Source organism: Marilutibacter spongiae (assembly GCF_014145325.1).
Taxonomy (GTDB): Bacteria; Pseudomonadota; Gammaproteobacteria; order Xanthomonadales; family Xanthomonadaceae; genus Marilutibacter; species Marilutibacter spongiae.
Genome location: NZ_JACHTF010000002.1, coordinates 247,490 through 269,096, shown reverse-complemented (window position 1 = coordinate 269,096; position 21,607 = coordinate 247,490). Strand labels below are relative to the sequence as shown.

Genomic DNA, 21,607 nt, shown 5'->3' with positions numbered 1-21,607 from the left:
GCCAGCTATCCGCTTCGCCGTACCGTAGCTCCACCGTCCTCGCCGCAGGACTTGCGATGGCTGCGTGGTCGACCGGCGCCCTGGCCGATTACCGGGTGACCTGCGAAAGTCGCGACAACGGCTACAGGACCTGCCCGCTCGAGCAGGCAGGCTACGTGACGATGGAGCGGCGCCTGTCCAATTCCGGCTGCATCAAGGGGCGCGACTGGGACTACGACCGTCGCGAGATCTGGGTCGACGACGGGTGCCGTGCGCAGTTCGAGGTGCATACCTACGGCAGCAGCCACTATCGCAGCGGCAGCTGCGACCGCGACCGCGACGACCGCAGCAGCCACCACGACGCCAAGGTCGCGGCCGGCGTACTCGTCGGCGCGGCCATCCTCGGGGCGATGGTCCACAATGCGAACAAGGACGAGGAGCGATACCAGGACCAGGGCTACCAGGGCGCGCGCCATGCGTCCTACGTGCCCTCCTGGATGGTGGGGACCTTCAACGGTTACAACCCGGTCCACCACGTCAACGTGAGGATGACGGTGCAGAGCGATGGCCGGGTCACGGCGCTGGCCGCAGGGCAGACGTTGAACGGCTGGATCAACGGCGGACAGCTGCACGTCGGCAGCGACGTGTTCACCATCAACCAGAGCCACGATGGCTTCGTGACCTCGCAGGTCGGCGACCACCACAACCAGGTCCGCTACGTCCGCGCGCGCTGAATACCGCGTTTGCCCGATCGTTGCCGGCTGAATCGCCGGTAACGATCGGGCCCGCTGCATCGCTTCAATTCACGTCGTCGCGATGTGCGTGGCGGGATGCTGGCATCGACCTTCCGTCAGGAGTCGATGATGAAGACTTCCAGCCCGGTCAGCGGCGAGGTCTTCGATACCAAGCTCGCGGCCATCTTCAACGAACCGGCACTCGCGGACGAAGCCCGGCAGGCAGTGCAGGATGCGCTGGCGCTGCCCGATGCGCAGGTCTGCGTGATCCTGCCGGGCGACCCCGCCGCGGATCGCAAGCTCGAGCCCGAAATCCAGGGCATCAAGGCGACGATGGTGCGTTCGCACGTGACGATGGGCGCGGCGGGCGTGGTGGCCGGCGTGGTGGCGTGGCTGGTCCTGCATTTCATCGACATCCCGATGATCACCCAGTCGTCCTGGTTGTCCCTGGGCGCACTGCTGTTCTTCGGCGGCATCGCCGGTTTGCTGGTGGGCGGGCTGCTCAGCCTGCGACCCGACCACGATCGCTACGTGCACACGGTCAAGGCCGCGCTGAGGAAGGGGCGCCCCGCGGTCGTGGTGCACGCCCGCAGCCCGGAAGAACGTGCCCGCGCGGCCGCGCTTCTCGAGGGCCGCGGCGGTACCGCGGTGTCCTCGCTCTAGCCGGTTCCACGATGGCCCCGCCGGACCGGCGTACCCACCCATGCGCCGGTTCCTCGCGTATTTCGCGTTGGTTGATATCGGGTGCCTGCCGGGACGGGTCCGCCTGCATGGGGCGCGTCCGGTGCGGGCGCGCGCCGCGCGAAGCGTTCGCCGGCGCCACCCCCGGCCGTCGGTCGACGGTCGCGTGGCTCGATATGGAGATCCGGATGGCCCATCGGCCCGTCTCGTCGGATACGAACCGCCTCGCTGGCCTGGACACGGCGATGGACGCCATGGAAACCGAGCTCAAGCGGCTCTCGCCCTGGGACGGCCGCTCGCCCGGCGAGGGGCGCCGGGCATGGCTGGGCGCACCCTCGGTGCGCTTCTGCGAACAGGTACTGGATGCGCTGGACATGTTCCCGGAAGTCCTGCCCGGCGACCTGGACATCCGCGACGTGCGCCGGATCATGGAGGACGAGCTGCTGGCGATCGAACGCCTGGTCCGACGCCGAGACCGATTGCGCCGACTGGCTGCCCATGCCGACGCCGCGGTGCACGCGAGCGGCGGCGACCTCATGGACACGGTGATGGAGGTCTACTCGCTGCTCGCCCACGCGGGGCGCTCGGCCGGCATCAGGCCCGTGCCGGGTCCGGGCGATACGCCGCGCTGACGGGGGAGGGGTACCGGGCCCGCCGGCTCAGCGTCCGTCCGGCTCATGCGGCGTCTCCGCCAGGTCGAGTTCGACCTCGTTGCTGAAGCGCCGCGTGCCGAACCAGCCGCCTTCCAGCTTGCCGTCGACCCGGTAACGCAGCGGGCCGGGACCGGGGTCGCGGGCGACGCCCACAAGCTGCTGGATCGCCTTGATCGCGGGGATCGTGACCGGCACCGTCACCAGGCGCTCGCCGTAGGCGGGTACGCGGCCGGCGCTGTCGCTGACCCCGGTGGCGAGCGTGCGGTCGTTGAGCGACAGGGCCAGCGCCGCGCCGCGGAAGTCGACCGGGTCGTCGTTGGGGTTCTGGATCCGCAGCGTGACCGCCAGGCGGATCTCCATGCCTTCGCCGGGCAGCGATTCGACGCCCGCGACATCCACGTTCAAGGGATCGCGATGGGGCAGGCTCGCACAGGCCGACAGCATCCAGGCCAGGACGACGCCCACGAGCCAGGCCGCGGGCAGGCGGCGATGTCGGCGGCGGCAGTGCAGGGCGATGGCCATGGGCGGTCTCGTGGAAGCGGGTGGGCGTTGCGATCAGCCGGGGGCTTGCTGCGCATGGCGCAGGAGCGTGCCGCGCGCCTTGGTGGCGGCCAGTACGGCGAAATAGAAGGCGCCGAAGGCGATGACCGTCTGCGGTTGGCTGACCCAGAGCCCCCCGCCGGGCAGTCCGGCCTCGGCGACGATCGCTCCGCTTATCCCCAGTCGCGGCACCGGGACGAACACGGTCAGGAACACCCCGGCGAGGTAGGCCATGGCTCCGATCGCCCAGTCGGACTGCATCCGGCGCCGACGGGCCTCGCCGGGCAGCGGCTGGAACGCCTGCCAGGCCTTGCCCAGCAGCAGCCAACCGAACGCGAGCAGGGGCCACCACGCCCGGAACTGGTACGACCAGGCGGCGATGAAAAGCAGGTAGAAGCCGCCCAGCGAAGCGACCAGGGCGAGGCGATGCCGGCGCTTGTCCCGATCTCCATCCGACCGCAGCAGCATCGAGCCCAGCATCGCGGTGGCATGCAGGAGGATGAACTCGACCAGCATCATCAGCATGCCGGTGCGGATGGCCCCCGCGCCCCACCACGCCGGCACGATCCAGACCGACAGGAAGAAGGCCGACGTGACGGCGTCGGGCAGGGCGGAGGCCCAGCGGGCGATTCGGTCCTGGACCATGGCGCCAGTATGCCCCGGCGCCGGCCGGGCGGGAACGCGGGCGACTGGCACGGCGTCGCCGACCTCCGTATCTTGGGCGCTTCGCCCAGGCCCCGGATGCCGAGGAACAACGCGCATGACTCCTGCCAACGACCGCCCCGCCAGCCCGCGCTGGCTGGCGTTCCTGCTCAACACCAGCCTGGTCGCCCAGATCGTCGTCGGCCTCGTGGTCGGCGTCCTGCTGGCCGTGGCCTGGCCCGACGCCGCGCGTGCCAGCGGCCTGCTCGGCAGCGTGTTCGTCTCGGCGCTGAAGGCGGTGGCGCCGGTCCTGGTGCTGGTGCTGGTCACCGCGGCGATCGCCAACCACAAGCGCGGCCAGTCGACCCACATCCGGCCGATCCTGGTCCTGTACCTGGTGGGGACCCTGCTGGCGGCGCTGGTCGCGGTGGTGGCCAGCTTCGCCTTTCCCTCGACCCTGCAACTGGCGGCCGCGGAGGTCGCGGTGGCACCGCCCGCGGGCATCGTCGAGGTGCTGCGCGACCTGTTGATGAAGATCGTCGACAACCCGGTGCACGCCCTGCTCGAGGGCAACTTCATCGGCATCCTCGCCTGGGCGGTCGGCCTCGGCATCGCGCTCAGGAGCGTGGGCGATACCACTCGGGGGGTGATCGACGACCTGGCGGGCGCGGTGACCTTCATCGTCCGCCTGGTGATCCGCTTCGCGCCGCTGGGCATCCTCGGCCTCGTCGCCGCGACGCTGGTGGAGTCGGGCCTCGGGGCCCTGCTGGACTACCTCCGCCTCCTGGGCGTGCTCGTGGGCAGCATGCTGTTCGTTGCGCTGGTGGCGAACCCGCTGCTGGTGTTCTTCGTCACCCGGCGCAATCCGTACCCGCTGGTGCTGACCTGCCTGCGCGAGAGCGGCATCACCGCATTCTTCACCCGCAGCTCGGCGGCGAACATCCCGGTCAACCTCGACCTGTGCCGCCGACTCGACCTGCCGGAGGACACCTATTCGGTATCGATCCCGCTGGGTGCCACGATCAACATGGCGGGGGCGGCGATCACCATCACCGTGCTGACCCTGGCGGCGGTGCATACGCTGGGCATCGAACCGGACCTGCCGACCGCGCTGCTGTTGAGCGTGGTCGCCGCGGTGGCCGCGTGCGGCGCCTCGGGCGTGGCCGGCGGTTCGCTGCTGCTGGTGCCGCTGGCCTGCGGCATGTTCGGCATCTCCAACGACGTCGCCATGCAGGTCGTGGCCATCGGCTTCATCATCGGCGTGGTCCAGGATTCGGTCGAGACCGCGCTCAACTCCTCGACCGACGTGCTCTTCACCGCCGCGGCCAGCCGTGCCGCGAGCGGCGGCAACGGCTGAGTTGCCGACAGGCGGCCCGCCGTCAGAAGCCGGCGAGCTGCGCGGCCTGGGTGTCGACGCGCGCGGCCGGATCGAGGGTCACGATCGCCAACCGGCTCAGGTGGCGCGCGCCCGGACCCTGCCAGCTGCAGCTGGAGGGCGCGGGATGGTCGGCCATGAAGCACACCGGCACCAGCACGGTGCTGGCGATGGGCATGCCGTCGACCTGCTCGGGAGTGAAGCGCCATTGCCAGGCGGCGTCGCGCGCGGCGTTGGCCATCGAACGCGTGGCGCGTTGCTTGTCGCCATGGAAATCGACCGCGGTCACCGCGCCGTTCGCGTCCACCTCGACCTGCAACACGACCACGCCGCCTTCGCCACGGCGCAGTTCGCTCGTGGGGTAAACCGGGTTGCTCAGGGTGTCGAAGGCCGGGCCCGTGGTTGCCGACAGGATGCGCAGGGGCTCGCCCGCGCTGGTACCGCCGGCGACGGCGATGCGCAGGTAGCTGCGGATCGAGCCCGCGGGGCGACCGTCGGTCTGGAACACCCATTCCGCGGCACGCGACTCGAGCGCGCTGCGCAGCGCGTCGGGCATCGGGGCGGTCGGGCGCATCGACACCATGCGACCCTGGGGATCAAGCTCGATGGCGAAGGTGTGGACCTGTTCGCCGTTCCACGCCGTGCCGGTCGCGCCGGTCTGCGCGGCGGCCGCGATGGGGGCGAGGGCAAGCAGGGCCGCTGCAAGGACGAGGGGTTTCATGGGCGCTCCTTCCGGCCGTGCGGCCTGTATTGTTCTGGATGGGCCCCATCTGACCCTGTCCGGTCCGGGCTTGGGTTACACCCATATTTCAAAACCCGTGAATATTGACGTACGGTACTAAAATGGCGACGAACGGCATGTCGACGAACGAAAAAGCGATCCGGGAGGCCGCCGATGCCTGAGAGCTTCGCGCTGGAGGCCTCCCAGGAAGCGCGGCTCCGCGAGGCCTACGCGCATCCGCCACGGGCGTACCACAACTTCGGCCATGTCGAAGAGGTGATGCGCCACTTCGACGCGGTGGCGGAAGGCCCCGGTTGGCGGCAGCCACGGGAAGTGCGCCTGGCGGTGCTGTACCACGACGCCATCTACGAGCCCTCCCGTGGCGACAACGAGGCGCGCTCGGCCGAGTTCGCCCGCGAGGAAATCGCCGCCGCGACGCCGGCAGCCGGTATCGACGTGGACCGTGTCGCGGGCCTGATCGAGCTCACCGCGCGCCACGGCCGGTTCGGCCCCGGCGATTTCGACGACGACGCCCATCCGGACGACGTACGCCATTTCCTCGATTGCGACATGGCCATCCTCGGCGCGGCGCCGGACGCCTTCGATGCCTACGACCGCGGGATCGCCAGCGAGTACCGCGGCCATGTGCCCGGCTGGCTGTTCCGGATCAACCGCAGGCGCTTCCTCAAGGGGCTGCTGGCACGCGAACGCATTTTCCTGAGCGATTTCTTCCACGAGCGCCTGGACGCGCGCGCACGGGCCAACCTCCGTCGCGCGGTGACCGGCAAGCGTTGAAGGACCCGGCGCGTTCCGCCCGCGTGGCCGGATCGGGCAGAATGCGGGCCTGGCCGGATCGACCCGAACCGGCGGACGGGGATGCCACGCGATGAACGATGCCAACAGGGCCGGACCGGCGCGCCCGTCGAGGGCCCATGTACTCCTGGCCAGCCTGATCGGCACGACGATCGAGTTTTTCGATTTCTACATCTACGCCACCGCCGCGGTGCTGGTCTTCCCGTCCCTGTTCTTCCCGGCCGGCGATCCGGCGTCCTCGACACTGCAATCCCTGGCGACCTTCGCCCTGGCCTTCTTCGCGCGACCGATCGGGTCCGCGGTCTTCGGGCACTTCGGCGATCGCGTCGGCCGCAAGGCGACGCTGGTCGCGGCCCTGCTCACCATGGGCGCCTCGACGGTGGTGATCGGCCTGTTGCCCACGTACGCGCAGTGGGGCGTCGCCGCGCCGGCCCTGTTGGCCTTGTGCCGCTTCGGCCAAGGCCTCGGCCTGGGCGGCGAGTGGGGCGGGGCGGTGCTGCTGGCCACCGAGAACGCACCGCCGGGCAAGCGCGCGTGGTACGGCATGTTCCCGCAGCTCGGCGCGCCGCTGGGCTTCCTGCTGGCGACCGGCGCCTTCCTGCTGCTGAGCGCCTGCCTGGACGAGGCCGACTTCATGGCCTGGGGCTGGCGCCTGCCGTTCCTGGGCAGCGCGGTGCTGGTGCTGCTGGGCCTGTGGATCCGGCTGCGGCTGACCGAAACGCCGGCGTTCCAGCGCGTCATCGACCGTGAGGCGCGCGTGGCGCTGCCGATGCGCGACGTGCTCGTCCTGCATCCGCGGGCCCTGTTGCTGGGCACCGTCTCGGCGCTGGCGACCTTCGTGCTGTTCTACCTGATGACGGTGTTCGCGCTCAGCTGGGGCACCTCGCGCCTGGGACACGCGCGCGAGGCGTTCCTGTGGATGCAGATGGGCGGGGTGCTGCTGTTCGCCGCGACGATCCCGCTGTCCGCGATGTATGCCGACCGGGTCGGGCGCCGCCGGATGATGCTCCTGGCCAGTGCGGCGATCATCGCCTTCGGCTTCCTGTTCCAGCCGCTGTTCGGGAGCGGCGGCATCGTGGGCACGGTCGCGTTCCTGGCGATCGGCCTGGCGATCATGGGCCTGACCTACGGTCCGCTGGGCACCATCCTCGCCGAGCTGTTCCCGGCCGAGGTGCGCTACAGCGGGGCATCGCTGGCGTTCAACCTGTCGGGCATCTTCGGTGCCTCGCTCGCGCCCTACATCGCGACCTGGCTCGCCAGCCGCCATGGCCTGGAATACGTGGGGCTCTACCTGTCGGCAGCCGGCGCGCTGAGCCTGTTGGCCTTGCTGGCGGTGCCGCGGCGACTGCACGACTGAGGCCCGCGGCGCGGGCGGCATGACGCCTGGATGACGGCATGCAGGCGCGAGAGCGCCGCCCACCGGGGCTGCGGCGAGGGGTGCAACACGACGGTAACCGCGCGTGCATAGCCTGACGCGATGAACATCCTGATGCTGTCGGACGTGTATTTCCCGCGGGTGAACGGGGTGTCGACCTCCATCCGCACCTTCGCCCGCTCGCTGCTGCGGATGGGGCACCAGGTCACCCTGGTCGCGCCGGACTACGGCCCGCCCGTCGAGGGCGCTGCCGACGGCGCCCTCGACGGCCTGGAGGTGATCCGGCTGCCGTCACGCGAGATCTTCTTCGATCCGGAGGACCGCCTGATCCGAGGGGACGCGATCAGGGCGCTGCTGCCGCGGCTGGCGGCGCGGCGCTGGGACGTGATCCACATCCATACCCCGTTCCTCGCGCACCGCCTGGGCGTGCGGTTGGCCGAACGCACGCGGGTGCCCACGGTCGAGACCTACCACACCTATTTCGAGGAGTACGTCGCGCACTACCTGCCCTGGTTGCCCGGGGGGCTGCTGCGCTTCATCGCCCGCCGAGTGTCGCGCCAGCTCTGCCATGGCGTCGACCACCTGATCGTGCCCAGCGAGCAGATGACCGGCGTGCTCGCCCGGTACGGGATCCAGACGCCCTGGACCGTGATTCCCACCGGCATCGACCTCGACGAATTCCAGGGCGGCGACGGCGCCGCCTTCCGTCGGGCCCATGGCATCGGCCTGGACCAGCCGGTCCTGGTGACGGTGAGCCGGCTGGCGGTGGAGAAGAACATCGCCTTCCTGCTGGACGTGGCCAGGCGGCTGGTCGCCGAATTTCCGCGCCTGCGCTTCATCATCGCCGGAGAGGGGCCCGACGCGAAGCGCCTCAAGCAGCTCAGCACTTCGATGGGCCTGGACGGGACCGTGCGCTTCCACGGCAACCTCGACCGGCAGGGCGCGCTGCTCGATGCCTACCGGGCCGGCGACCTGTTCGTCTTCGCCTCGCCGACCGAAACCCAGGGGCTGGTGCTGACCGAGGCCATGGCGCTGGGCGTGCCGGTGGTCTCGACCGCGGTGATGGGTACCGCGACCGTCCTCGCGGGCACCCGGAGCGCGGTGGTCAGTCCCGAGGAGCCGGGCGCTTTCGCCGACGCCGTCGCCGGCCTGCTGCGGTCGCCCGCGAAACGTGCCGAACTCGCGATGGCCGGGCCCGGCGACGCCCGTGCATGGAGCACCGATACCCTGATGGGTCGGGTCGTCGCGCTCTACCAGGGGCTGGTGGACGAGGCCTGAGCGCTGCGACGGATCGCGCTTGTCGCAGGCGCGCGCAGGGGCGAGGATGAAAGCTCAAGCAATATCGAGGTAGCGAGGATGTCCGAGCTCAGCGTGGGCCAGTTGGCCGAACGCAGCGGAGTGGCCGTGTCGGCCCTGCATTTCTACGAGGCCAAGGGCCTGATCCACAGCCGCCGCACGGCGGGCAACCAGCGTCGCTACGGGCGGGACACATTGCGGCGGGTGGCCGTGATCCGGGTCGCGCAACGGGTCGGGGTGCCGCTCGCGGCGATTCGCGAGGCCTTGTCGACCCTGCCGGAAAGCCGCACGCCGACGCGGCGCGACTGGCTGCGGCTGTCCACGCACTGGCAGGCGGACTTGGATGCGCGCATCGCGCAGCTGCAGCAGTTGCGGGACACCCTGGGCGACTGCATCGGATGCGGCTGCCTGTCGCTGGAGCGGTGCCGCCTGGCCAATCCCCGCGACAGCCTGGGCGTAGCGGGTGCCGGGGCGCGCCGCTGGAGCGGCACCGCCGGTCAATCGAGCGCCTAGACGCGCGGGGAGCAGGTGGGCCATGCCGCCGGAGCGCGTCCGGCGGCCGGCGTGGGGCCATGGGAGGGCCGGTGGGCTCAGTGGGTCAGCTTGCCCAGGGCATGGTCGAGCACCCGCTGGAGCTTGCGGGCGGCACCCGACACCGCGCTCTTGACGGTATCCGCGTCCTCGGAGGCGGTCATCGGCGGCAGGCCCTCCAGCCGCGCTTCCATCACGCAATGCTTGTCGTTGCCGCCGGACTTGGTGGCGTTGTTGTCGCGGACATGGACCTCGATCCGGGTGATCTGGCCATTGAAGCGGTCCAAAGAACTGGCCAGGGCCGACTCGACATGCCGCGTCAGGGATTCGTCGTGCTGGACGTGGCTGTCGGTGTTGATCTGTACCTTCATTGCGCCTCCATTTCTTGTTATGGGCGGCAGCCGGCAAAGGGCCCGGGCTGCCTGTCGAACACAGTGACAGTGCCTGCATTCAGACTGCGCGAAGGGCGGCGAGTTCCGGTGTCGTTCAGCGCCGGGACACGCCCGGCGGTGATGCGGCCGCGTAAAATGCGGCCATGATCGTCAATATCGCCGCCTACCATTTCACCCCGGTCGATGCGCCCCGGGCGCTCGCCGATCGCCTGCGCGAGCGCGCCGAGGCCGGGCGGCTGCGGGGCACCGTGCTGGTCGCCGAAGAAGGGATCAACCTGTTCCTGGCCGGGGCGGACGCGGACATCGGGGACTTCCTCGGCGACTTGCGGAGGGATCCCCGTTTCGCCGACATCGTCGTCAAGTCCAGCCTGAGCCGGGCCCAGCCGTTCGCGCGGCTGAAGGTGAAGGTCAAGCGCGAGATCATCGCCTTCCGCCGCGACGACGCCTCGCCGCTGGCACGCCGCGCGCCGACGGTGGCGCCGCCCGACCTGGCGCGCTGGCTGGCGCAGGGGCACGACGATGCCGGCCGTCGGCTGGTGCTGTTCGACACCCGCAATCGCGAGGAAGTGGGCTACGGCAGTTTCGCCGGCGCGCTGACCCTGCCGATCGACAACTTCACCGACCTTCCTGAGGCGCTGTCGCCGCATCGCGAGGCCCTGGCCGACGCCACGGTGGTGAGTTTCTGCACCGGCGGCATCCGCTGCGAGAAGGCGGCCCTGTGGATGCAGGCCTCGGGCATGGACAACGTCGTGCAGCTGGACGGCGGCATCCTGGGCTACTTCGAGCAGGCGGGCGGCGCGCACTACGAGGGCCGCTGTTTCGTGTTCGACGGGCGGGTCGCGCTGGATCCCGACCTGCAGCCGCTGGTGGATGGCGTCGACGCGGGGGCCGTACCGGTCGCGGCCTGACCCGGCCAGCGCGTGGCACTGGCCGGGCGGCATGCCCGGGATCAGGCGTTGAGGTTGCGCATGCCCGCTTCGGGATAGCGGGTGCCGGCGACTTCGTGCTGCGCGAGCACCTCGTCCAGTCGCGCCAGTTCGGTGGCGTCGAGTTCCAGCAGCGTCGCGGCGGCATTCTCGTCCAGTCGGCCGGTCCGGCGCGTGCCCGGGATCGGCACGATGTCGGGGCCGCGATGCAGCAGCCAGGCCAAGGCCAGCTGCGCCGGCGTGCACCCACGCGCCTCGGCCAGGGCCGTCACCGCCTCCACCAGGGCGCGGTTGACGTCGATGTTGCCGTCCTGGAAACGGGGATTCTGCCGCCGCCAGTCGTCGTCGGCGAGCGTGTTCGTGGACGCGATCGCGCCCGTGAGGAAGCCGCGACCGAGCGGGCTGTAGGGCACGAAACCGATGCCCAGTTCGCGACAGGCCGGCAGTGCGCCGGTCTCCACGTCGCGCGTCCACAGCGAGTACTCGCTCTGGAGCGCCGCGATCGGATGCACGGCGGCGGCGCGGCGCACGGTGTCGGCCGACGCTTCCGACAGGCCCAGGTAGCGGACCTTGCCGGCCTCGACCAGGCGCGCCATCGCGCCGACGGTTTCCTCGATCGGCACGTTCGGGTCGACCCGGTGCTGGTAGTACAGGTCGATATGGTCGACGCCGAGCCGCTCCAGGCTGGCGTCGCAGGCCGCCGCCACGTACGCGGGCGAGCCATCGATGCCAAGGAACGTGCCGTCGGTCGCGCGCACGTTGCCGAACTTGGTCGCCAGCACGACGTCGTCGCGGCGCCGGGCCAGGACCTTCGACAGCAGGATTTCGTTGCGGCCGACGCCGTACATGTCGGCGGTGTCGAGGAAGTCCACGCCGATGTCGAGCGCGTGGTCGAGCACCGCAAGATTGGCCTGTTCGTCGGACGGGCCGTAGAAATCCGACATGCCCATGCAGCCCAGGCCGATCGCCGATACCTCCAGCGAGGGACCCAGGCGACGGCGCGGGACAGGGCGGGAAAGCGGGGTGGTCATGGCATCGCTCCGGGGACGGGGTGGGGGTGCGGACAGCCTAGGCCGGTGGGGCTCCCGGCCGGTAGCCGGTTGTCGCAGGATCCTTGCACGATCCTGCAAGGCGCGCCCCCCCCGCCATGCCGTCCTTCCATGGCAGGCGTATGCTGGTCGCGGGCAGAAACCACCATCGAAATCATGCAATTGCAGACAGGACACGCCGATGCCGCCGGGAGCGGCGAGGACCCGCGCCAGCGCGAGCTGGCGGCCCGGATTGCCCGATTGGCGACCGCCGACGGCGCGCACCCCAGCCCCTGGGCGCCCCTGACCCTGATCCGCGCGAGCGCGCCCAACCAGGGCCTGCCCTCGGTCTACGAACCCAGCCTCTGCGTCGTCGTGCAGGGTCGCAAGCGGACCGTGGTCGGCGACCAGGTGCTGCATTACGACCCCTTGAACTACCTGGTCGTGTCGCTGACGCTACCGGCGGTCGGGCAGATCCTGGAGGCGACGCCCGAGCACCCCTACCTGTGCCTGCGCCTGGCGATCGACACCGATGAAATCGCGCGCCTGCTGCTGGAACTCGGACCGCCCGCGAGCCCGTCGACCGGGCGCGACGACGCGCTCGGGATGTACGTGGCCTCGATGTCCGGCGAACTGCTCGATGCGCTGCTCAGGCTGGTGCGCCTGCTCGACAGTCCGCGCGACCTGCCGGTGCTGGCGCCCGCTGCCAGTCGCGAGATCCAGTACCGGGTGCTGATGGGGGAGCTGGGCCACCAGTTGCGCCACCTGGCGGTGCAGGAAGGCCGTACCCATCGGGTCGCCCGCGCGATCGACTGGATCCGTGGCCACTACGACCAGGCGCTGCGCGTCGATGCGCTGGCGGAGGCGCTGCACATGAGTGCGTCGTCGCTGCACCACCAGTTCAAGGCGGTGACCGCGATGTCGCCCCTTCAGTTCCAGAAGCAACTGCGCCTGCACGAGGCGCGCCGGCTGATGTTCAGCGAAGGACTGGAGGCGGCCGCGGCCGGACACCGGGTTGGTTACGAGAGTCCGTCGCAGTTCAGTCGCGAGTACCGGCGCCTGTTCGGCGCGCCGCCGCGGCGCGAGGTCAGGGCCATCCACGGCAGCGCCGCCGGCATGGCCTGAGGCGGCCAGACGCGGCCGCCGCGGCATGGACGGCGGCGCGCTTGGCGGGCGCGGGGCGTTGGCCCCGGCCGCGATCAGCCGGCGAGCTCGACCAGCAGCTTGTTCAGGCGCCCGACGTAGCGGGCCGGGTCCTTGAGGCCGTGGCCGGCGGCCAGGGCGGCCTGGTCGAACAGGATCAGGCTCAGCGCATCGAAGCGTTCGCCGTCCGGCTCGCCGTCCAGCTTGTCGATCAGCGGGTGCGCCGGGTTGAACTCGAACACCGGCTTCGTGTCGGGCACGGCCTGGCCGCTGGCCTCGAGGATCTGGCGCATCTGCGCACCGATGTCGTTCTCGCCGATCGCGAGCACGGCCGGGGAGTCGGTCAGGCGGTGCGAGACCCGCACGTCGGAGACCTGCTCGCCCAACGCGACCTTGAGCCGGTCGACCAGGCCCTGCCGCGACTTGGCGACTTCTTCCTGCGCGGCCTTGTCGGCCTCCGAGTCCAGCGCGCCCAGGTCGAGGTCGCCACGCCCGGCGTCGACGAACGACTTGCCGTCGAACTCGTGCAGGTAGCCCATCATCCACTCGTCGATGCGGTCGCTGAGCAGCAGCACCTCGATGTTCTTCTTGCGGAAGACCTCCAGGTGCGGGCTGTTGCGCAACTGGGTGTGGCTCTCGCCGACCAGGTAGTAGATCCTGTCCTGGCCTTCCTTCATCCGCGCCACGTAGTCGGCCAGCGCCACGCTGGGCTTGCCGCTGTCGTCGTGCGTGGAGGCGAAGCGCAGCAGCGCGGCGATCTTCTCGCGGTTGCCGAAGTCCTCCGCCGGGCCTTCCTTGAGCACCTCGCCGAACTGGTCCCAGAACGTCGCGTACGTCTCGGCATCGCCGGAGAGCCTGTCGAGCATGTCGAGCACGCGCCGGGTCAGCGCGGTCTTCATCGAGCCGATCATCGGGTTGTTCTGCAGGATCTCGCGCGACACGTTCAGCGACAGGTCGCTGGAGTCGACCACGCCGCGCACGAAGCGCAGGTAGCGCGGCAGGAACTGCTCGGCCTTGTCGGTGATGAAGACGCGCTGCACGTACAGCTTCAGCCCGTGGCTGCCGTCGCGATGGTAGAGGTCGAAGGGCGCGTGCGCCGGCAGGTAGAGCAGGGAGGTGTACTCGAGGTTGCCCTCGACCTTGTTGTGGCTCCAGGCCAGCGGGTCCTGGAAATCATGGGTCACGTGCTGGTAGAAGCTGCGGTATTCCTCGTCGCCGACCTCGTTGCGCGGGCGGGTCCACAGGGCGCTGGCATCGTTGACCGCCTCCCAGGCGGGCGTGTCCCCGGCGTCGTCCTCGCGCGGTGTGCGCGGCATCTCGATCCGCGCGCCGATGTGGTCGGCGTAGCGCTTGACGATGTCGCGCAGGCGCCAGCCGTCGGCGAAGTCCTTGGCGTCGTCCTTGAGGTGCAGGACGATCCGGGTGCCCGGTTCGGCCTTGTCGATCGTGGCGATGTCGAACTCGCCGTCGCCGCGCGAGCTCCAGTGCACGCCTTCGGCGGCCGGGCGCCCGGCGCGTCGCGTGAACACGTCCACGCGGTCGGCGACGATGAAGGAGGAATAGAAGCCGACGCCGAACTGGCCGATCAGCTGCGAGTCCTTCTTCTGTTCGCCCGACATGCTGCGCAGCAGTTCCGCGGTCCCGGAGCGTGCGATGGTGCCGAGGTTGGCGATCACCTCCTCGCGCCCCATGCCGATGCCGTTGTCCTCGACGGTGACCGTGCCGGCGTCCTTGTCGAAGTCGATGCGGATGCGCGGCTCGTGCGGTCCTTCCAGCAGCCCGGGGTCGGAGATCGCCTGGAAGCGCAGGTGGTCGATCGCGTCGGACGCGTTGGAGACCAGTTCGCGCAGGAAGATCTCCTGGTTGGAGTACAGCGAATGGATCATCAGCTGCAGCAGCTGCTTGACCTCGGTCTGGAATCCCAGCGTTTCCTTGTGTGATTCGGCACTCATGCCATGGCTCCTGTATGCGTGGGTTCGGGCAACGGGCTCGCCCCCGGGTTCGGGATACAGGCGCTAGATGGGTGTGCGGCCGCGACTTTCAAGTCGCCACCGAGGGCGCGCGGAAGGCTCAGCGCGGCTTCGCGTCGAGCAGTTCGACCTCGAACACGAGCGAGCCGTCCGGCGGGATGACGCCGCCGGCGCCCTTGCGGCCATAGGCCAGCGACGCGGGGATGCGCAGCTCGCGCCTGCCGCCCACGCGCATGCCGGCCACGCCCTCGTCCCAGCCGCGGATGACGCGACCGGCGCCGAGGAGGAAGGTGAAGGGTTCGCCGCGGTCGCGCGAGCTGTCGAACTTCTCGCCGCGCAGGCCGGGCCGGCGCTCGTCGTAGTTCCAGCCGGTGTAGTGCACCGTGACCTCCATGCCGGGCCTGGCGAGGGCGCCGTCGCCCGCCTGCAGTTCGATGCGCTCGAGCGCGGCGACCTGGCGCCCCGGAGGCGGGCCGGGGTCATGGCAGGCGGCGAGCAGCAGGCAGGCGCAGAGGACGATCAGGCGCGGCATCGGTCGGGTCTTGGCGGCGGGGCGCCCAGTATCGCATCGCCGCCGCGGCGGCGATGCGGGCCACGTACCGGGCGGTCCTTCAGGCGCTCGGCGGCGCGGTGGGGATGCGCTGCTCGTAGTCCTGCTCCAGGCGGGAGAAGGTCTGCCAGAACGGCGGCGGATCGGTGTCCATCAGCCGGGCGTGCAACACGGCCAGGTGCGCGTGCCAGCCGCTGGAGACGCTGACCAGGGCACTCCGGCGCGGCAAGCGCTGGTGGGTGAGCGTCAGCAGCACCTCGTCGCCGTCGGGTTCGAGGTCGAAGCTCACCTCCGAGCCGTTGCCCTCGGCATCCTCGTCCCAGGTGATGACCAGCCGGTGCGGCGGCGAGCAGGCCCGCAGATGGCCACGGGTGTGGGCCAGCTCGGCCATGTCGGCGTAGCGCGCCGGGGGCGGGTCGTCGGCACCGGTCAGCGAATTGTTGCGGAAGGTCAATTCGAAGCCCGCGCCCTCGTCGCCGGGGAAGGCGCCGTCGGCCAGCCACTGCCGGCGCAGCGCGGGTTCGGTGAGGTAACGCCAGACCCGTTCGATCGGGCCGGGCAGCAGGCGTTGCAAGCGGACCGCATCGTCGGCGAGCAGGGTGCCATGCGCATCGTTGTCCATCAGGGTGTCTCCTTGCGGGTGGGGGCGGGGATGTCCGGTGTCGCGGCGGCGGTGGCGTCGCTGGACCGGAGCAGGGCTTCGAGCGCATCCAGGCGGTCGCGCCAGAAGCGTTCGTAGTGGCGGAGCCATGCCAGGCCGGCATGCAGGGGCAGGGCCTCGAGATGGCAGGTATGGGTGCGGCCGCGCACTTCGCGGCGGACGAGGCCGGCCTGTTCGAGCACCTTGATGTGCTTGGAGGCCGCGGCGAGCGACATGTCGAACGGCGCGGCGAGCTCGCCCACCTTGTGCGAACGGGTCGAGAGGGTCTGGAGCATCGCGCGCCGGGTCGGGTCCGACAGGGCGTGGAAAAGCGCGTCCAGCGATCGGGGATTAAATTCAACCATGAGGTTGAAGATAGCGCGCCCCGCAGGAAAGTCAACCGATCGGTAGAATATCGTCCGCGGGATCCGACGAACGGCGCGTCGGGCGGCGGCCGGGGATCGGGTTCAGCCCTCGCCCAGCCAGGCCACGGCGCCGCGCCCCGCACGCAGGCCGCTGGCGAAGCAAGCCTGGAGCAGGTAGCCGCCGGTGGGCGCTTCCCAGTCCAGCATCTCGCCGGCCAGGAACACGCCGGGGCGCGCCCGTGCCATCAGGCGCGCGTCCAGCGCCTCGAGGGCCACCCCGCCGGCGGTGCTGATGGCCTCGGCGACGGGGCGCGTCGCGCGCAGTTCGAGCGGCAGCCGCTTGATGGCCGCCGCAAGCGCGCCCGGATCGTCCAGGGTCGCGGCGGGCAGGCATTCGTGCAGCAGCGCGGCCTTGACCCCCGACAGCCCGGCCTGGCGCCGCAGGTGCTCGCTGCGGCTTCGCTTGCCGCGCGGCCGCGCGAGTTCGGACGCGAGCCGTTCCGCAGCGCGTCCCGGGGCCAGGTCCAGCCAGAGGCGGGCGCTGCCGTCGCGCCGGATCGCATCGCGCAAGGGGGCCGAAAGAGCGTAGACCAGGCTGCCCTCGATGCCGGTCGCGGTCGCCACGCATTCGCCCTGGAGGCTGTGTTTCCCGCCGCCCGCGTCGCGCCAGGCGCCGACGACGGGTTTGATCGGCGCACCGGCGTGGCGTTCGCGGAAGTGCTCGCTCCAGCCGATGTCGAAGCCGCAATTGCTCGCCTCGAGTGGTCGCACGTCCAGGCCGGCCTCGCGGAGGGTGTCGGTCCACGCGCCATCCGAGCCCAACTGCGGCCAGCTTGCCCCTCCGAGCGCGAGGATCGTCGCCCGCGCGTGCCGCCGCAACGCCCCCTCGGGCGTCTCGAAGCACAATGCGCCGTCGTCGTCCCAGCCGGTCCATCGGTGCTGCACGTGGAAGCGCACGCCCTGTTCGCGCAGGCGGCGTACCCAGGCGCGCAACAGGGGCGCGGCCTTGCGGTCGCGCGGGAACACGCGGCCGGAAGAGCCGACGTAGGTGTCGATGCCGAAGCCGCCGGCCCAGGCGCGCAGGGCGTCGGCATCGAAGTCGTCCAGCCAGCGTCCGACCTGGGGCGCGCGTTCGCGGTAGCGGGCATCGAATGCCGGCCGCGCTTCGCCGTGCGTCAGGTTGAGCCCGCCCTTGCCGGCGATCAGGAACTTGCGGCCGACCGAGCCCTTGCCCTCGTACAGGTCGACTTCGATGCCGGCGGCACGCGCGGCCTCGGCGGCCATCAGGCCGGCGGGGCCACCGCCGACAACGGCAATGCCGGGCAGGGACGGAGCGTGGATGTCGCTGGATGGCATCGGGGCGCGTGGATCCGGGGGGCGCCAGTATGCCCCCTGCATCGCCGCGTGTTGTATCGTCGCCCAACCACTCATGGGGGAATGCGATACGTGTGCAGTGATCCGGGGACGTCGCCGGTGCGGCCGGCGATGATGGGGCGCGACGGCCGCGGGCCGGGGCGCATGGGCCGGGGCAGGGCGTGGCGCGGACTGGCGCTGGCATCGGCGATGCTGTTCGCGACACCGGCGCTCGCGCAGGACGCGGCCGCGGCCGCGGACACGCCGCGCCAGGACGCCGCCGCCGCGCGCCTGGCCGGCTTCGATGCGTATGTCGAGCGCGTGCGCGAGACCTTCGACGTCCCGGGCATCGCGGTGGCGATCGTCGAGGATGGCGAGGTGGTGATGGAGCGTGGCTACGGCCTGCGCTCGCTGTCGCCCGAGGCGCCGGTCGAGCCGCGCTCCCTGTTCGCGATCGCCTCCAACACCAAGGCCTTCACGGCCGCCTCGCTGTCCATCCTCGCCGACGAGGGCAAGCTCGACATGGGCGACCGGGTCATCGACCACCTGCCCTGGTTCCGCATGTCCGATCCCTACATCACCCGCGAGATGCGCATCCGCGACCTGCTCGCGCATCGCAGCGGCCTGGCCCTGGGCGCCGGCGACCTGCTGTACTGGCCGACCACCGGCTACACGACCGAAGAGGTCGCGCGCCGGCTTCGCGACGTGCCGATCGAGGGCGGGTTCCGCGCCCAGTACGCCTACGACAACATCCTGTTCGGCGTCGCCCAGCTGGTCGTGGAGGCCGCAAGCGGGCAGTCCTACGCGGACTTCCTGCAACAACGCATCTTCGATCCGCTGGGGATGTCCGACACGCGCTTCAACAGCGACACGCTTCGGCCGGGCGACAACGTCGCCACCGGTTACGCCAAGGCGGACTTCAAGGACCTCGAGCCAGCGCCGCGGCTGTCCTGGCACAACGTCTCGGGCGCGGGCGGCATCTACTCCAGCGTGCACGACATGACCCGCTGGATGGCCATGCAACTGGCAGGCGGGCGCTATCGCGACGCCGCGGGCAAGGAACACGTGCTCTTCAGCGAGAAGCGCCAGCAGGAGATGTGGACGGTGCTGACGCCGATCCCGGTGCGCAAGCCGCCAGTGCCCGAGCTGGCCCCGATGACGCCGGACTTCGCCGGATACGGCGAAGCCTGGAACCTGACCGATTACCGCGGCGAGAAGCTGGTCTGGCACACCGGCGGCTGGCCGGGCATGGTCTCGCGCCTGACCCTGGTCCCGGACCGGGGCCTGGGCGTGGTGGTCCTGACCAATGCCGAGGTCGGTGCGGCCTTCCACGCGGTCACCCTGCGTGCGTTGGACCTGATGCTGGAGCTGCCCGCGACCGACTGGAACGCGGCCTACAAGGCGGCCGTCGACAAGGCGCAGGAGAAATCGGACGAGGACTGGCAGGCGCACCTGGCGGCGCGCGACGCGCGCTCGCGGCCGTCCCTGCCGCTGTCCGGGTATGTCCGCGCTTACCGCGATCCGTGGTACGGCGATGTCTTCGTCGAGCCGCGTGGCGACGGCCTGGCGCTGCGCTTCGGCCACACGCCCGCGCTGGTGGGCACCTTGTCGCACTGGCAGCACGACACCTTCATCGTGCGCTGGGACCAGCGCTGGCTGAACGCCGACGCCTTCGTCAACTTCAGCCTCGACGTCGACGGCAAGGTCACCGGCATGCGCATGGAGGCGATCTCGCCGAAGACCGATTTCAGCTTCGATTTCCACCACCTGCGGCTTGCCGCGCAGGACGACACGCAGGAGCAGGACGAATGAACGACGGAGCCCGGTCATGAGCTGGCTGGCCATCGCGCTGCTGGTCGTCGGCCTTTACCTCGCCTTCAAGCTCGCGGGCGTCGCGCTCAAGCTGGTGATGTGGGCACTGGTGCTGTTGGCCGCGTACTGGCTGCTGGCGCCGCTGCTGGGGATGCCACGGCCATTTTGAGGTTTATCTCCCCACTGGGGGAGAGTGCCGCAGGCCGTGCCGCTGCGGCCGAGGAGCAGGGTCGTAGGATGGGTAGCGCGAAGCAAAACCCATCGCGCATCGTGCGTGCGGCTGCGCAACGGTGGGTTTCGCCTTCGGCTCTACCCACCCTACGGCCCTGGGGGAGAGTGCCGCAGGCCGTGCCGCTGCGGCCGAGGAGCAGCGTCGTAGGATGGGTAGCGCGAAGCAAAACCCATCGCGTATCGTGCGTGCGACTGCGCAACGGTGGGTTTCGCCTTCGGCTCTACCCACCCTACGGCCCTGTTGCCGTTGACCTTGACCTTGACCTTCGCGACTTTGAGGCCGCCGCGCACCGCAGGCCGTGGCGGCGGCCGATGGAGCCCGCGGTTTTGGTTCCTTTTGACAAGACAAAAGGAACCCGCCCATAGGGCGGAAGCCTTTGACCTTGGTCTTGCCTTCCGATCCCGCAACCTGGCATGGGTAGCGCGAAGCAACACCCATCGTTCGTCATGCGTACGGGCGCGCCCACGGTGGGTTTCGCCTTCGGCTCTACCCACCCTACGAAGCGCGATGAGAGGCCGGGTCGTAGGATGGGTAGCGCGAAGCAAAACCCATCGCGCATCGTGCGTGCGACTGCGCAACAGTGGGTTTCGCCTTCGGCTCTACCCACCCTACGGCCCTACGGCCCTGAGACCACCCCACCGGGCACTCACACGGCCAGGCCGGCGGCGTGCCCGGAGGCCCATGCCCACTGGAAGTTGTAGCCGCCGAGCCAGCCGGTGACATCGACGACCTCGCCGATGAAGTACAGGCCCGGGACGTGGCGCGAGGCCATCGTGCTCGATGACAGGCCGTCGGTGTCGACGCCGCCCAGGGTGACCTCGGCGGTGCGATAGCCCTCCGTCCCGCTGGCCACCAGCGGCCACTGCGCGAGCACCGAGGCGATCGCGCGCAGTTGCGGCAGGTTGTACTGGCGCAGTGGCCGGGGCGTGGCGGCCCCCGGCAGCCAGACCTCGCACAGGCGCTGGGCGAAGCGCTTGGGCATCACTTCCGCGAGCACCGTCTTGAGCTCCGCCGCCGGGCGCTCGCGCTGCTGCGCCTGCAGCCAGTCCAGCGCGTCGCGCCCGGGCAGCAGGTCCAGGTGCAGGGCATCGCCGGGCTGCCAGTACGAGGACACCTGCAGGATGGACGGGCCGCTGACGCCGCGGTGTGTCACCAGCATGGCGTTGCTGAAGGCCTGTCCGTTGCAGCTCGCGGTGACCGGGAGCGCGACCCCGCTGAGGCCCTCCATGCGGTCCAGGTGCTTGCCGCTGAGGGTGAGCGGCACCAGGCCGGCCCGTGTCGGCAGGACCGCATGGCCGAAACGTTGCGCGAGTTCGTAGCCGAAGCCCGTCGCGCCCATGCTGGGGATGGAGAGGCCGCCGCTGGCCACGACCAGGGACGGGGCGGTGAACGCGCCGCGCGTGGTCCGAAGCGTGAAACCGCCATCGTCGTCGTGGACCACCTGTTCGATGCTGCAGGCGGTCTCGACCTGCACTCCGGCGGCCTGGCACTCGTCCAGCAGCATGCGCACGATGAGCTTCGAGGAGACGTCGCAGAACAGCTGGCCCAGTTCCTTCTCGTGGTAGGCGATGCGATGGCGCTCGACCATCTCGATGAACTGCCAGGGCGTGTAGCGCGCCAGCGCCGACTTGCAGAAGTGGGGGTTGGCCGACAGGTAGTTCGCCGGCGTGGTGCCGGTATTGGTGAAGTTGCAGCGCCCGCCACCGGACATCAGGATTTTCTTGCCGACCCGGTTGGCGTGCTCGACGACGCACACGCGCCGGCCGCGCTGGCCGGCGGTGATCGCGCACATCAGGCCGGCGGCGCCGCCGCCGACGACCAGCACGTCATGGGTGTCGGGGGACGCGCCGCGCATG

The 21,607-nt window shown here is 70.4% G+C and carries 23 protein-coding genes; 12 read left to right on the top strand and 11 right to left on the bottom strand.

Features of this window, described 5'->3' with window-relative positions; genetic code table 11:
• Positions 1 to 56: 56 nt before the first annotated feature.
• From H4F98_RS02815 to H4F98_RS02805, 3 genes are all read left to right on the top strand, one after another.
• Positions 57 to 713, top strand: a complete 657-nt coding sequence (locus H4F98_RS02815) for a DUF3011 domain-containing protein (RefSeq protein WP_182685136.1) — start codon at positions 57 to 59, stop codon at positions 711 to 713.
• Between the two features lie 129 nt (positions 714 to 842).
• Positions 843 to 1,376: a hypothetical protein gene (locus tag H4F98_RS02810; RefSeq protein ID WP_182685135.1), complete on the top strand. Its 534-nt coding sequence runs from the start codon at positions 843 to 845 to the stop codon at positions 1,374 to 1,376.
• 206 nt (positions 1,377 to 1,582) lie between these two features.
• The gene (locus H4F98_RS02805) at positions 1,583 to 2,026 is read left to right on the top strand and encodes a hypothetical protein (RefSeq protein ID WP_182685134.1); all 444 of its coding nucleotides are present in this window, start codon (positions 1,583 to 1,585) and stop codon (positions 2,024 to 2,026) included.
• Between the two features lie 27 nt (positions 2,027 to 2,053).
• Here the strand turns inward: H4F98_RS02805 and H4F98_RS02800 are convergent, their stop codons facing one another.
• Both H4F98_RS02800 and H4F98_RS02795 read right to left on the bottom strand, forming a co-directional pair.
• Positions 2,054 to 2,569 carry an LEA/WHy family protein gene (locus tag H4F98_RS02800; RefSeq protein ID WP_182685133.1) on the bottom strand — a complete coding sequence of 172 codons (516 nt, stop codon included), beginning with the start codon at positions 2,567 to 2,569 and terminating at the stop codon, positions 2,054 to 2,056.
• A gap of 33 nt (positions 2,570 to 2,602) precedes the next feature.
• Entirely contained in the window at positions 2,603 to 3,232 is a 630-nt protein-coding gene (locus tag H4F98_RS02795; RefSeq protein ID WP_182685132.1) for a hypothetical protein, read from the bottom strand.
• A 115-nt stretch (positions 3,233 to 3,347) separates the two neighbouring features.
• Between H4F98_RS02795 and sstT the strand changes: the two genes are divergently transcribed.
• Positions 3,348 to 4,586, top strand: coding sequence for a serine/threonine transporter SstT (gene sstT / locus H4F98_RS02790; RefSeq protein WP_182685131.1), 1,239 nt, complete (start codon positions 3,348 to 3,350; stop codon positions 4,584 to 4,586).
• Between the two features lie 22 nt (positions 4,587 to 4,608).
• Here sstT and H4F98_RS02785 read toward each other — a convergent pair whose 3' ends face one another.
• Positions 4,609 to 5,325: an energy transducer TonB gene (locus tag H4F98_RS02785; RefSeq protein WP_182685130.1), complete on the bottom strand. Its 717-nt coding sequence runs from the start codon at positions 5,323 to 5,325 to the stop codon at positions 4,609 to 4,611.
• A gap of 174 nt (positions 5,326 to 5,499) precedes the next feature.
• Between H4F98_RS02785 and H4F98_RS02780 the strand changes: the two genes are divergently transcribed.
• The 4 genes from H4F98_RS02780 to soxR all read left to right on the top strand — a co-directional run bounded on the left by H4F98_RS02780 (position 5,500) and on the right by soxR (position 9,322).
• Complete coding sequence (locus H4F98_RS02780; protein ID WP_182685129.1) at positions 5,500 to 6,120, top strand: HD domain-containing protein; 621 nt, start codon at positions 5,500 to 5,502, stop codon at positions 6,118 to 6,120.
• A 91-nt stretch (positions 6,121 to 6,211) separates the two neighbouring features.
• Positions 6,212 to 7,495, top strand: coding sequence for an MFS transporter (locus H4F98_RS02775; RefSeq protein ID WP_182685128.1), 1,284 nt, complete (start codon positions 6,212 to 6,214; stop codon positions 7,493 to 7,495).
• 120 nt (positions 7,496 to 7,615) lie between these two features.
• Positions 7,616 to 8,791: a glycosyltransferase gene (locus H4F98_RS02770; RefSeq protein ID WP_182685127.1), complete on the top strand. Its 1,176-nt coding sequence runs from the start codon at positions 7,616 to 7,618 to the stop codon at positions 8,789 to 8,791.
• A 78-nt stretch (positions 8,792 to 8,869) separates the two neighbouring features.
• The gene (soxR, locus tag H4F98_RS02765) at positions 8,870 to 9,322 is read left to right on the top strand and encodes a redox-sensitive transcriptional activator SoxR (RefSeq protein WP_182685126.1); all 453 of its coding nucleotides are present in this window, start codon (positions 8,870 to 8,872) and stop codon (positions 9,320 to 9,322) included.
• Positions 9,323 to 9,399: 77 nt separating this feature from the next.
• Here soxR and H4F98_RS02760 read toward each other — a convergent pair whose 3' ends face one another.
• Positions 9,400 to 9,711, bottom strand: coding sequence for an HPF/RaiA family ribosome-associated protein (locus tag H4F98_RS02760; RefSeq protein ID WP_182685125.1), 312 nt, complete (start codon positions 9,709 to 9,711; stop codon positions 9,400 to 9,402).
• 164 nt (positions 9,712 to 9,875) lie between these two features.
• Here H4F98_RS02760 and H4F98_RS02755 point away from each other — a divergent pair, with 164 nt between their 5' ends.
• Entirely contained in the window at positions 9,876 to 10,640 is a 765-nt protein-coding gene (locus tag H4F98_RS02755; RefSeq protein ID WP_182685124.1) for a sulfurtransferase, read from the top strand.
• A gap of 41 nt (positions 10,641 to 10,681) precedes the next feature.
• Here the strand turns inward: H4F98_RS02755 and H4F98_RS02750 are convergent, their stop codons facing one another.
• Entirely contained in the window at positions 10,682 to 11,689 is a 1,008-nt protein-coding gene (locus tag H4F98_RS02750; RefSeq protein WP_182685123.1) for an aldo/keto reductase, read from the bottom strand.
• Positions 11,690 to 11,863: 174 nt separating this feature from the next.
• On the opposite strand from H4F98_RS02750, the gene H4F98_RS02745 reads away from it, so the two are divergent.
• Positions 11,864 to 12,811 carry an AraC family transcriptional regulator gene (locus H4F98_RS02745; protein WP_182685122.1) on the top strand — a complete coding sequence of 316 codons (948 nt, stop codon included), beginning with the start codon at positions 11,864 to 11,866 and terminating at the stop codon, positions 12,809 to 12,811.
• Positions 12,812 to 12,885: 74 nt separating this feature from the next.
• On the opposite strand, the gene htpG is transcribed toward H4F98_RS02745, so the two are convergent.
• The 5 genes from htpG to H4F98_RS02720 form a co-directional block, all read right to left on the bottom strand.
• On the bottom strand, positions 12,886 to 14,781 hold the full coding sequence (gene htpG, locus H4F98_RS02740; RefSeq protein WP_182685121.1) for a molecular chaperone HtpG: 1,896 nt from the start codon (positions 14,779 to 14,781) through the stop codon (positions 12,886 to 12,888).
• 118 nt (positions 14,782 to 14,899) lie between these two features.
• A complete protein-coding gene (locus H4F98_RS02735; protein WP_182685120.1) occupies positions 14,900 to 15,331 on the bottom strand; it encodes an FKBP-type peptidyl-prolyl cis-trans isomerase in 432 nt (143 codons plus the stop codon).
• 79 nt (positions 15,332 to 15,410) lie between these two features.
• Positions 15,411 to 15,971, bottom strand: a complete 561-nt coding sequence (locus tag H4F98_RS02730) for an SRPBCC family protein (RefSeq protein ID WP_182685119.1) — start codon at positions 15,969 to 15,971, stop codon at positions 15,411 to 15,413.
• Positions 15,971 to 16,354 carry a metalloregulator ArsR/SmtB family transcription factor gene (locus H4F98_RS02725; protein WP_182685118.1) on the bottom strand — a complete coding sequence of 128 codons (384 nt, stop codon included), beginning with the start codon at positions 16,352 to 16,354 and terminating at the stop codon, positions 15,971 to 15,973. The genes H4F98_RS02730 and H4F98_RS02725 overlap by 1 nt, the downstream gene beginning before the upstream one ends.
• Positions 16,355 to 16,456: 102 nt before the next feature.
• Complete coding sequence (locus H4F98_RS02720; protein WP_182685117.1) at positions 16,457 to 17,710, bottom strand: TIGR03862 family flavoprotein; 1,254 nt, start codon at positions 17,708 to 17,710, stop codon at positions 16,457 to 16,459.
• Between the two features lie 207 nt (positions 17,711 to 17,917).
• Between H4F98_RS02720 and H4F98_RS02715 the strand changes: the two genes are divergently transcribed.
• A complete protein-coding gene (locus tag H4F98_RS02715; protein WP_182685222.1) occupies positions 17,918 to 19,519 on the top strand; it encodes a serine hydrolase in 1,602 nt (533 codons plus the stop codon).
• Between the two features lie 16 nt (positions 19,520 to 19,535).
• The gene (locus tag H4F98_RS02710; protein WP_182685116.1) at positions 19,536 to 19,688 is read left to right on the top strand and encodes a hypothetical protein; all 153 of its coding nucleotides are present in this window, start codon (positions 19,536 to 19,538) and stop codon (positions 19,686 to 19,688) included.
• A gap of 709 nt (positions 19,689 to 20,397) precedes the next feature.
• On the opposite strand, the gene H4F98_RS02705 is transcribed toward H4F98_RS02710, so the two are convergent.
• Positions 20,398 to 21,606, bottom strand: a complete 1,209-nt coding sequence (locus H4F98_RS02705) for a BaiN/RdsA family NAD(P)/FAD-dependent oxidoreductase (RefSeq protein WP_182685115.1) — start codon at positions 21,604 to 21,606, stop codon at positions 20,398 to 20,400.
• Between the last annotated feature and the right edge of the window lies 1 nt (position 21,607).

What these genes read in the sequence shown, in the direction of transcription:
- H4F98_RS02815 (WP_182685136.1), top strand. Translation starts at nt 57, where the DNA reads ATGGCTGCGTGGTCGACCGGCGCCCTGGCCGATTACCGGGTGACCTGC.
- H4F98_RS02810 (WP_182685135.1), top strand. Translation starts at nt 843, where the DNA reads ATGAAGACTTCCAGCCCGGTCAGCGGCGAGGTCTTCGATACCAAGCTC.
- H4F98_RS02805 (WP_182685134.1), top strand. Translation starts at nt 1,583, where the DNA reads ATGGCCCATCGGCCCGTCTCGTCGGATACGAACCGCCTCGCTGGCCTG.
- H4F98_RS02800 (WP_182685133.1), bottom strand. Translation starts at nt 2,569, where the DNA reads ATGGCCATCGCCCTGCACTGCCGCCGCCGACATCGCCGCCTGCCCGCG.
- H4F98_RS02795 (WP_182685132.1), bottom strand. Translation starts at nt 3,232, where the DNA reads ATGGTCCAGGACCGAATCGCCCGCTGGGCCTCCGCCCTGCCCGACGCC.
- sstT (WP_182685131.1), top strand. Translation starts at nt 3,348, where the DNA reads ATGACTCCTGCCAACGACCGCCCCGCCAGCCCGCGCTGGCTGGCGTTC.
- H4F98_RS02785 (WP_182685130.1), bottom strand. Translation starts at nt 5,325, where the DNA reads ATGAAACCCCTCGTCCTTGCAGCGGCCCTGCTTGCCCTCGCCCCCATC.
- H4F98_RS02780 (WP_182685129.1), top strand. Translation starts at nt 5,500, where the DNA reads ATGCCTGAGAGCTTCGCGCTGGAGGCCTCCCAGGAAGCGCGGCTCCGC.
- H4F98_RS02775 (WP_182685128.1), top strand. Translation starts at nt 6,212, where the DNA reads ATGAACGATGCCAACAGGGCCGGACCGGCGCGCCCGTCGAGGGCCCAT.
- H4F98_RS02770 (WP_182685127.1), top strand. Translation starts at nt 7,616, where the DNA reads ATGAACATCCTGATGCTGTCGGACGTGTATTTCCCGCGGGTGAACGGG.
- soxR (WP_182685126.1), top strand. Translation starts at nt 8,870, where the DNA reads ATGTCCGAGCTCAGCGTGGGCCAGTTGGCCGAACGCAGCGGAGTGGCC.
- H4F98_RS02760 (WP_182685125.1), bottom strand. Translation starts at nt 9,711, where the DNA reads ATGAAGGTACAGATCAACACCGACAGCCACGTCCAGCACGACGAATCC.
- H4F98_RS02755 (WP_182685124.1), top strand. Translation starts at nt 9,876, where the DNA reads ATGATCGTCAATATCGCCGCCTACCATTTCACCCCGGTCGATGCGCCC.
- H4F98_RS02750 (WP_182685123.1), bottom strand. Translation starts at nt 11,689, where the DNA reads ATGACCACCCCGCTTTCCCGCCCTGTCCCGCGCCGTCGCCTGGGTCCC.
- H4F98_RS02745 (WP_182685122.1), top strand. Translation starts at nt 11,864, where the DNA reads ATGCAATTGCAGACAGGACACGCCGATGCCGCCGGGAGCGGCGAGGAC.
- htpG (WP_182685121.1), bottom strand. Translation starts at nt 14,781, where the DNA reads ATGAGTGCCGAATCACACAAGGAAACGCTGGGATTCCAGACCGAGGTC.
- H4F98_RS02735 (WP_182685120.1), bottom strand. Translation starts at nt 15,331, where the DNA reads ATGCCGCGCCTGATCGTCCTCTGCGCCTGCCTGCTGCTCGCCGCCTGC.
- H4F98_RS02730 (WP_182685119.1), bottom strand. Translation starts at nt 15,971, where the DNA reads ATGGACAACGATGCGCATGGCACCCTGCTCGCCGACGATGCGGTCCGC.
- H4F98_RS02725 (WP_182685118.1), bottom strand. Translation starts at nt 16,354, where the DNA reads ATGGTTGAATTTAATCCCCGATCGCTGGACGCGCTTTTCCACGCCCTG.
- H4F98_RS02720 (WP_182685117.1), bottom strand. Translation starts at nt 17,710, where the DNA reads ATGCCATCCAGCGACATCCACGCTCCGTCCCTGCCCGGCATTGCCGTT.
- H4F98_RS02715 (WP_182685222.1), top strand. Translation starts at nt 17,918, where the DNA reads ATGCTGTTCGCGACACCGGCGCTCGCGCAGGACGCGGCCGCGGCCGCG.
- H4F98_RS02710 (WP_182685116.1), top strand. Translation starts at nt 19,536, where the DNA reads ATGAGCTGGCTGGCCATCGCGCTGCTGGTCGTCGGCCTTTACCTCGCC.
- H4F98_RS02705 (WP_182685115.1), bottom strand. Translation starts at nt 21,606, where the DNA reads ATGCGCGGCGCGTCCCCCGACACCCATGACGTGCTGGTCGTCGGCGGC.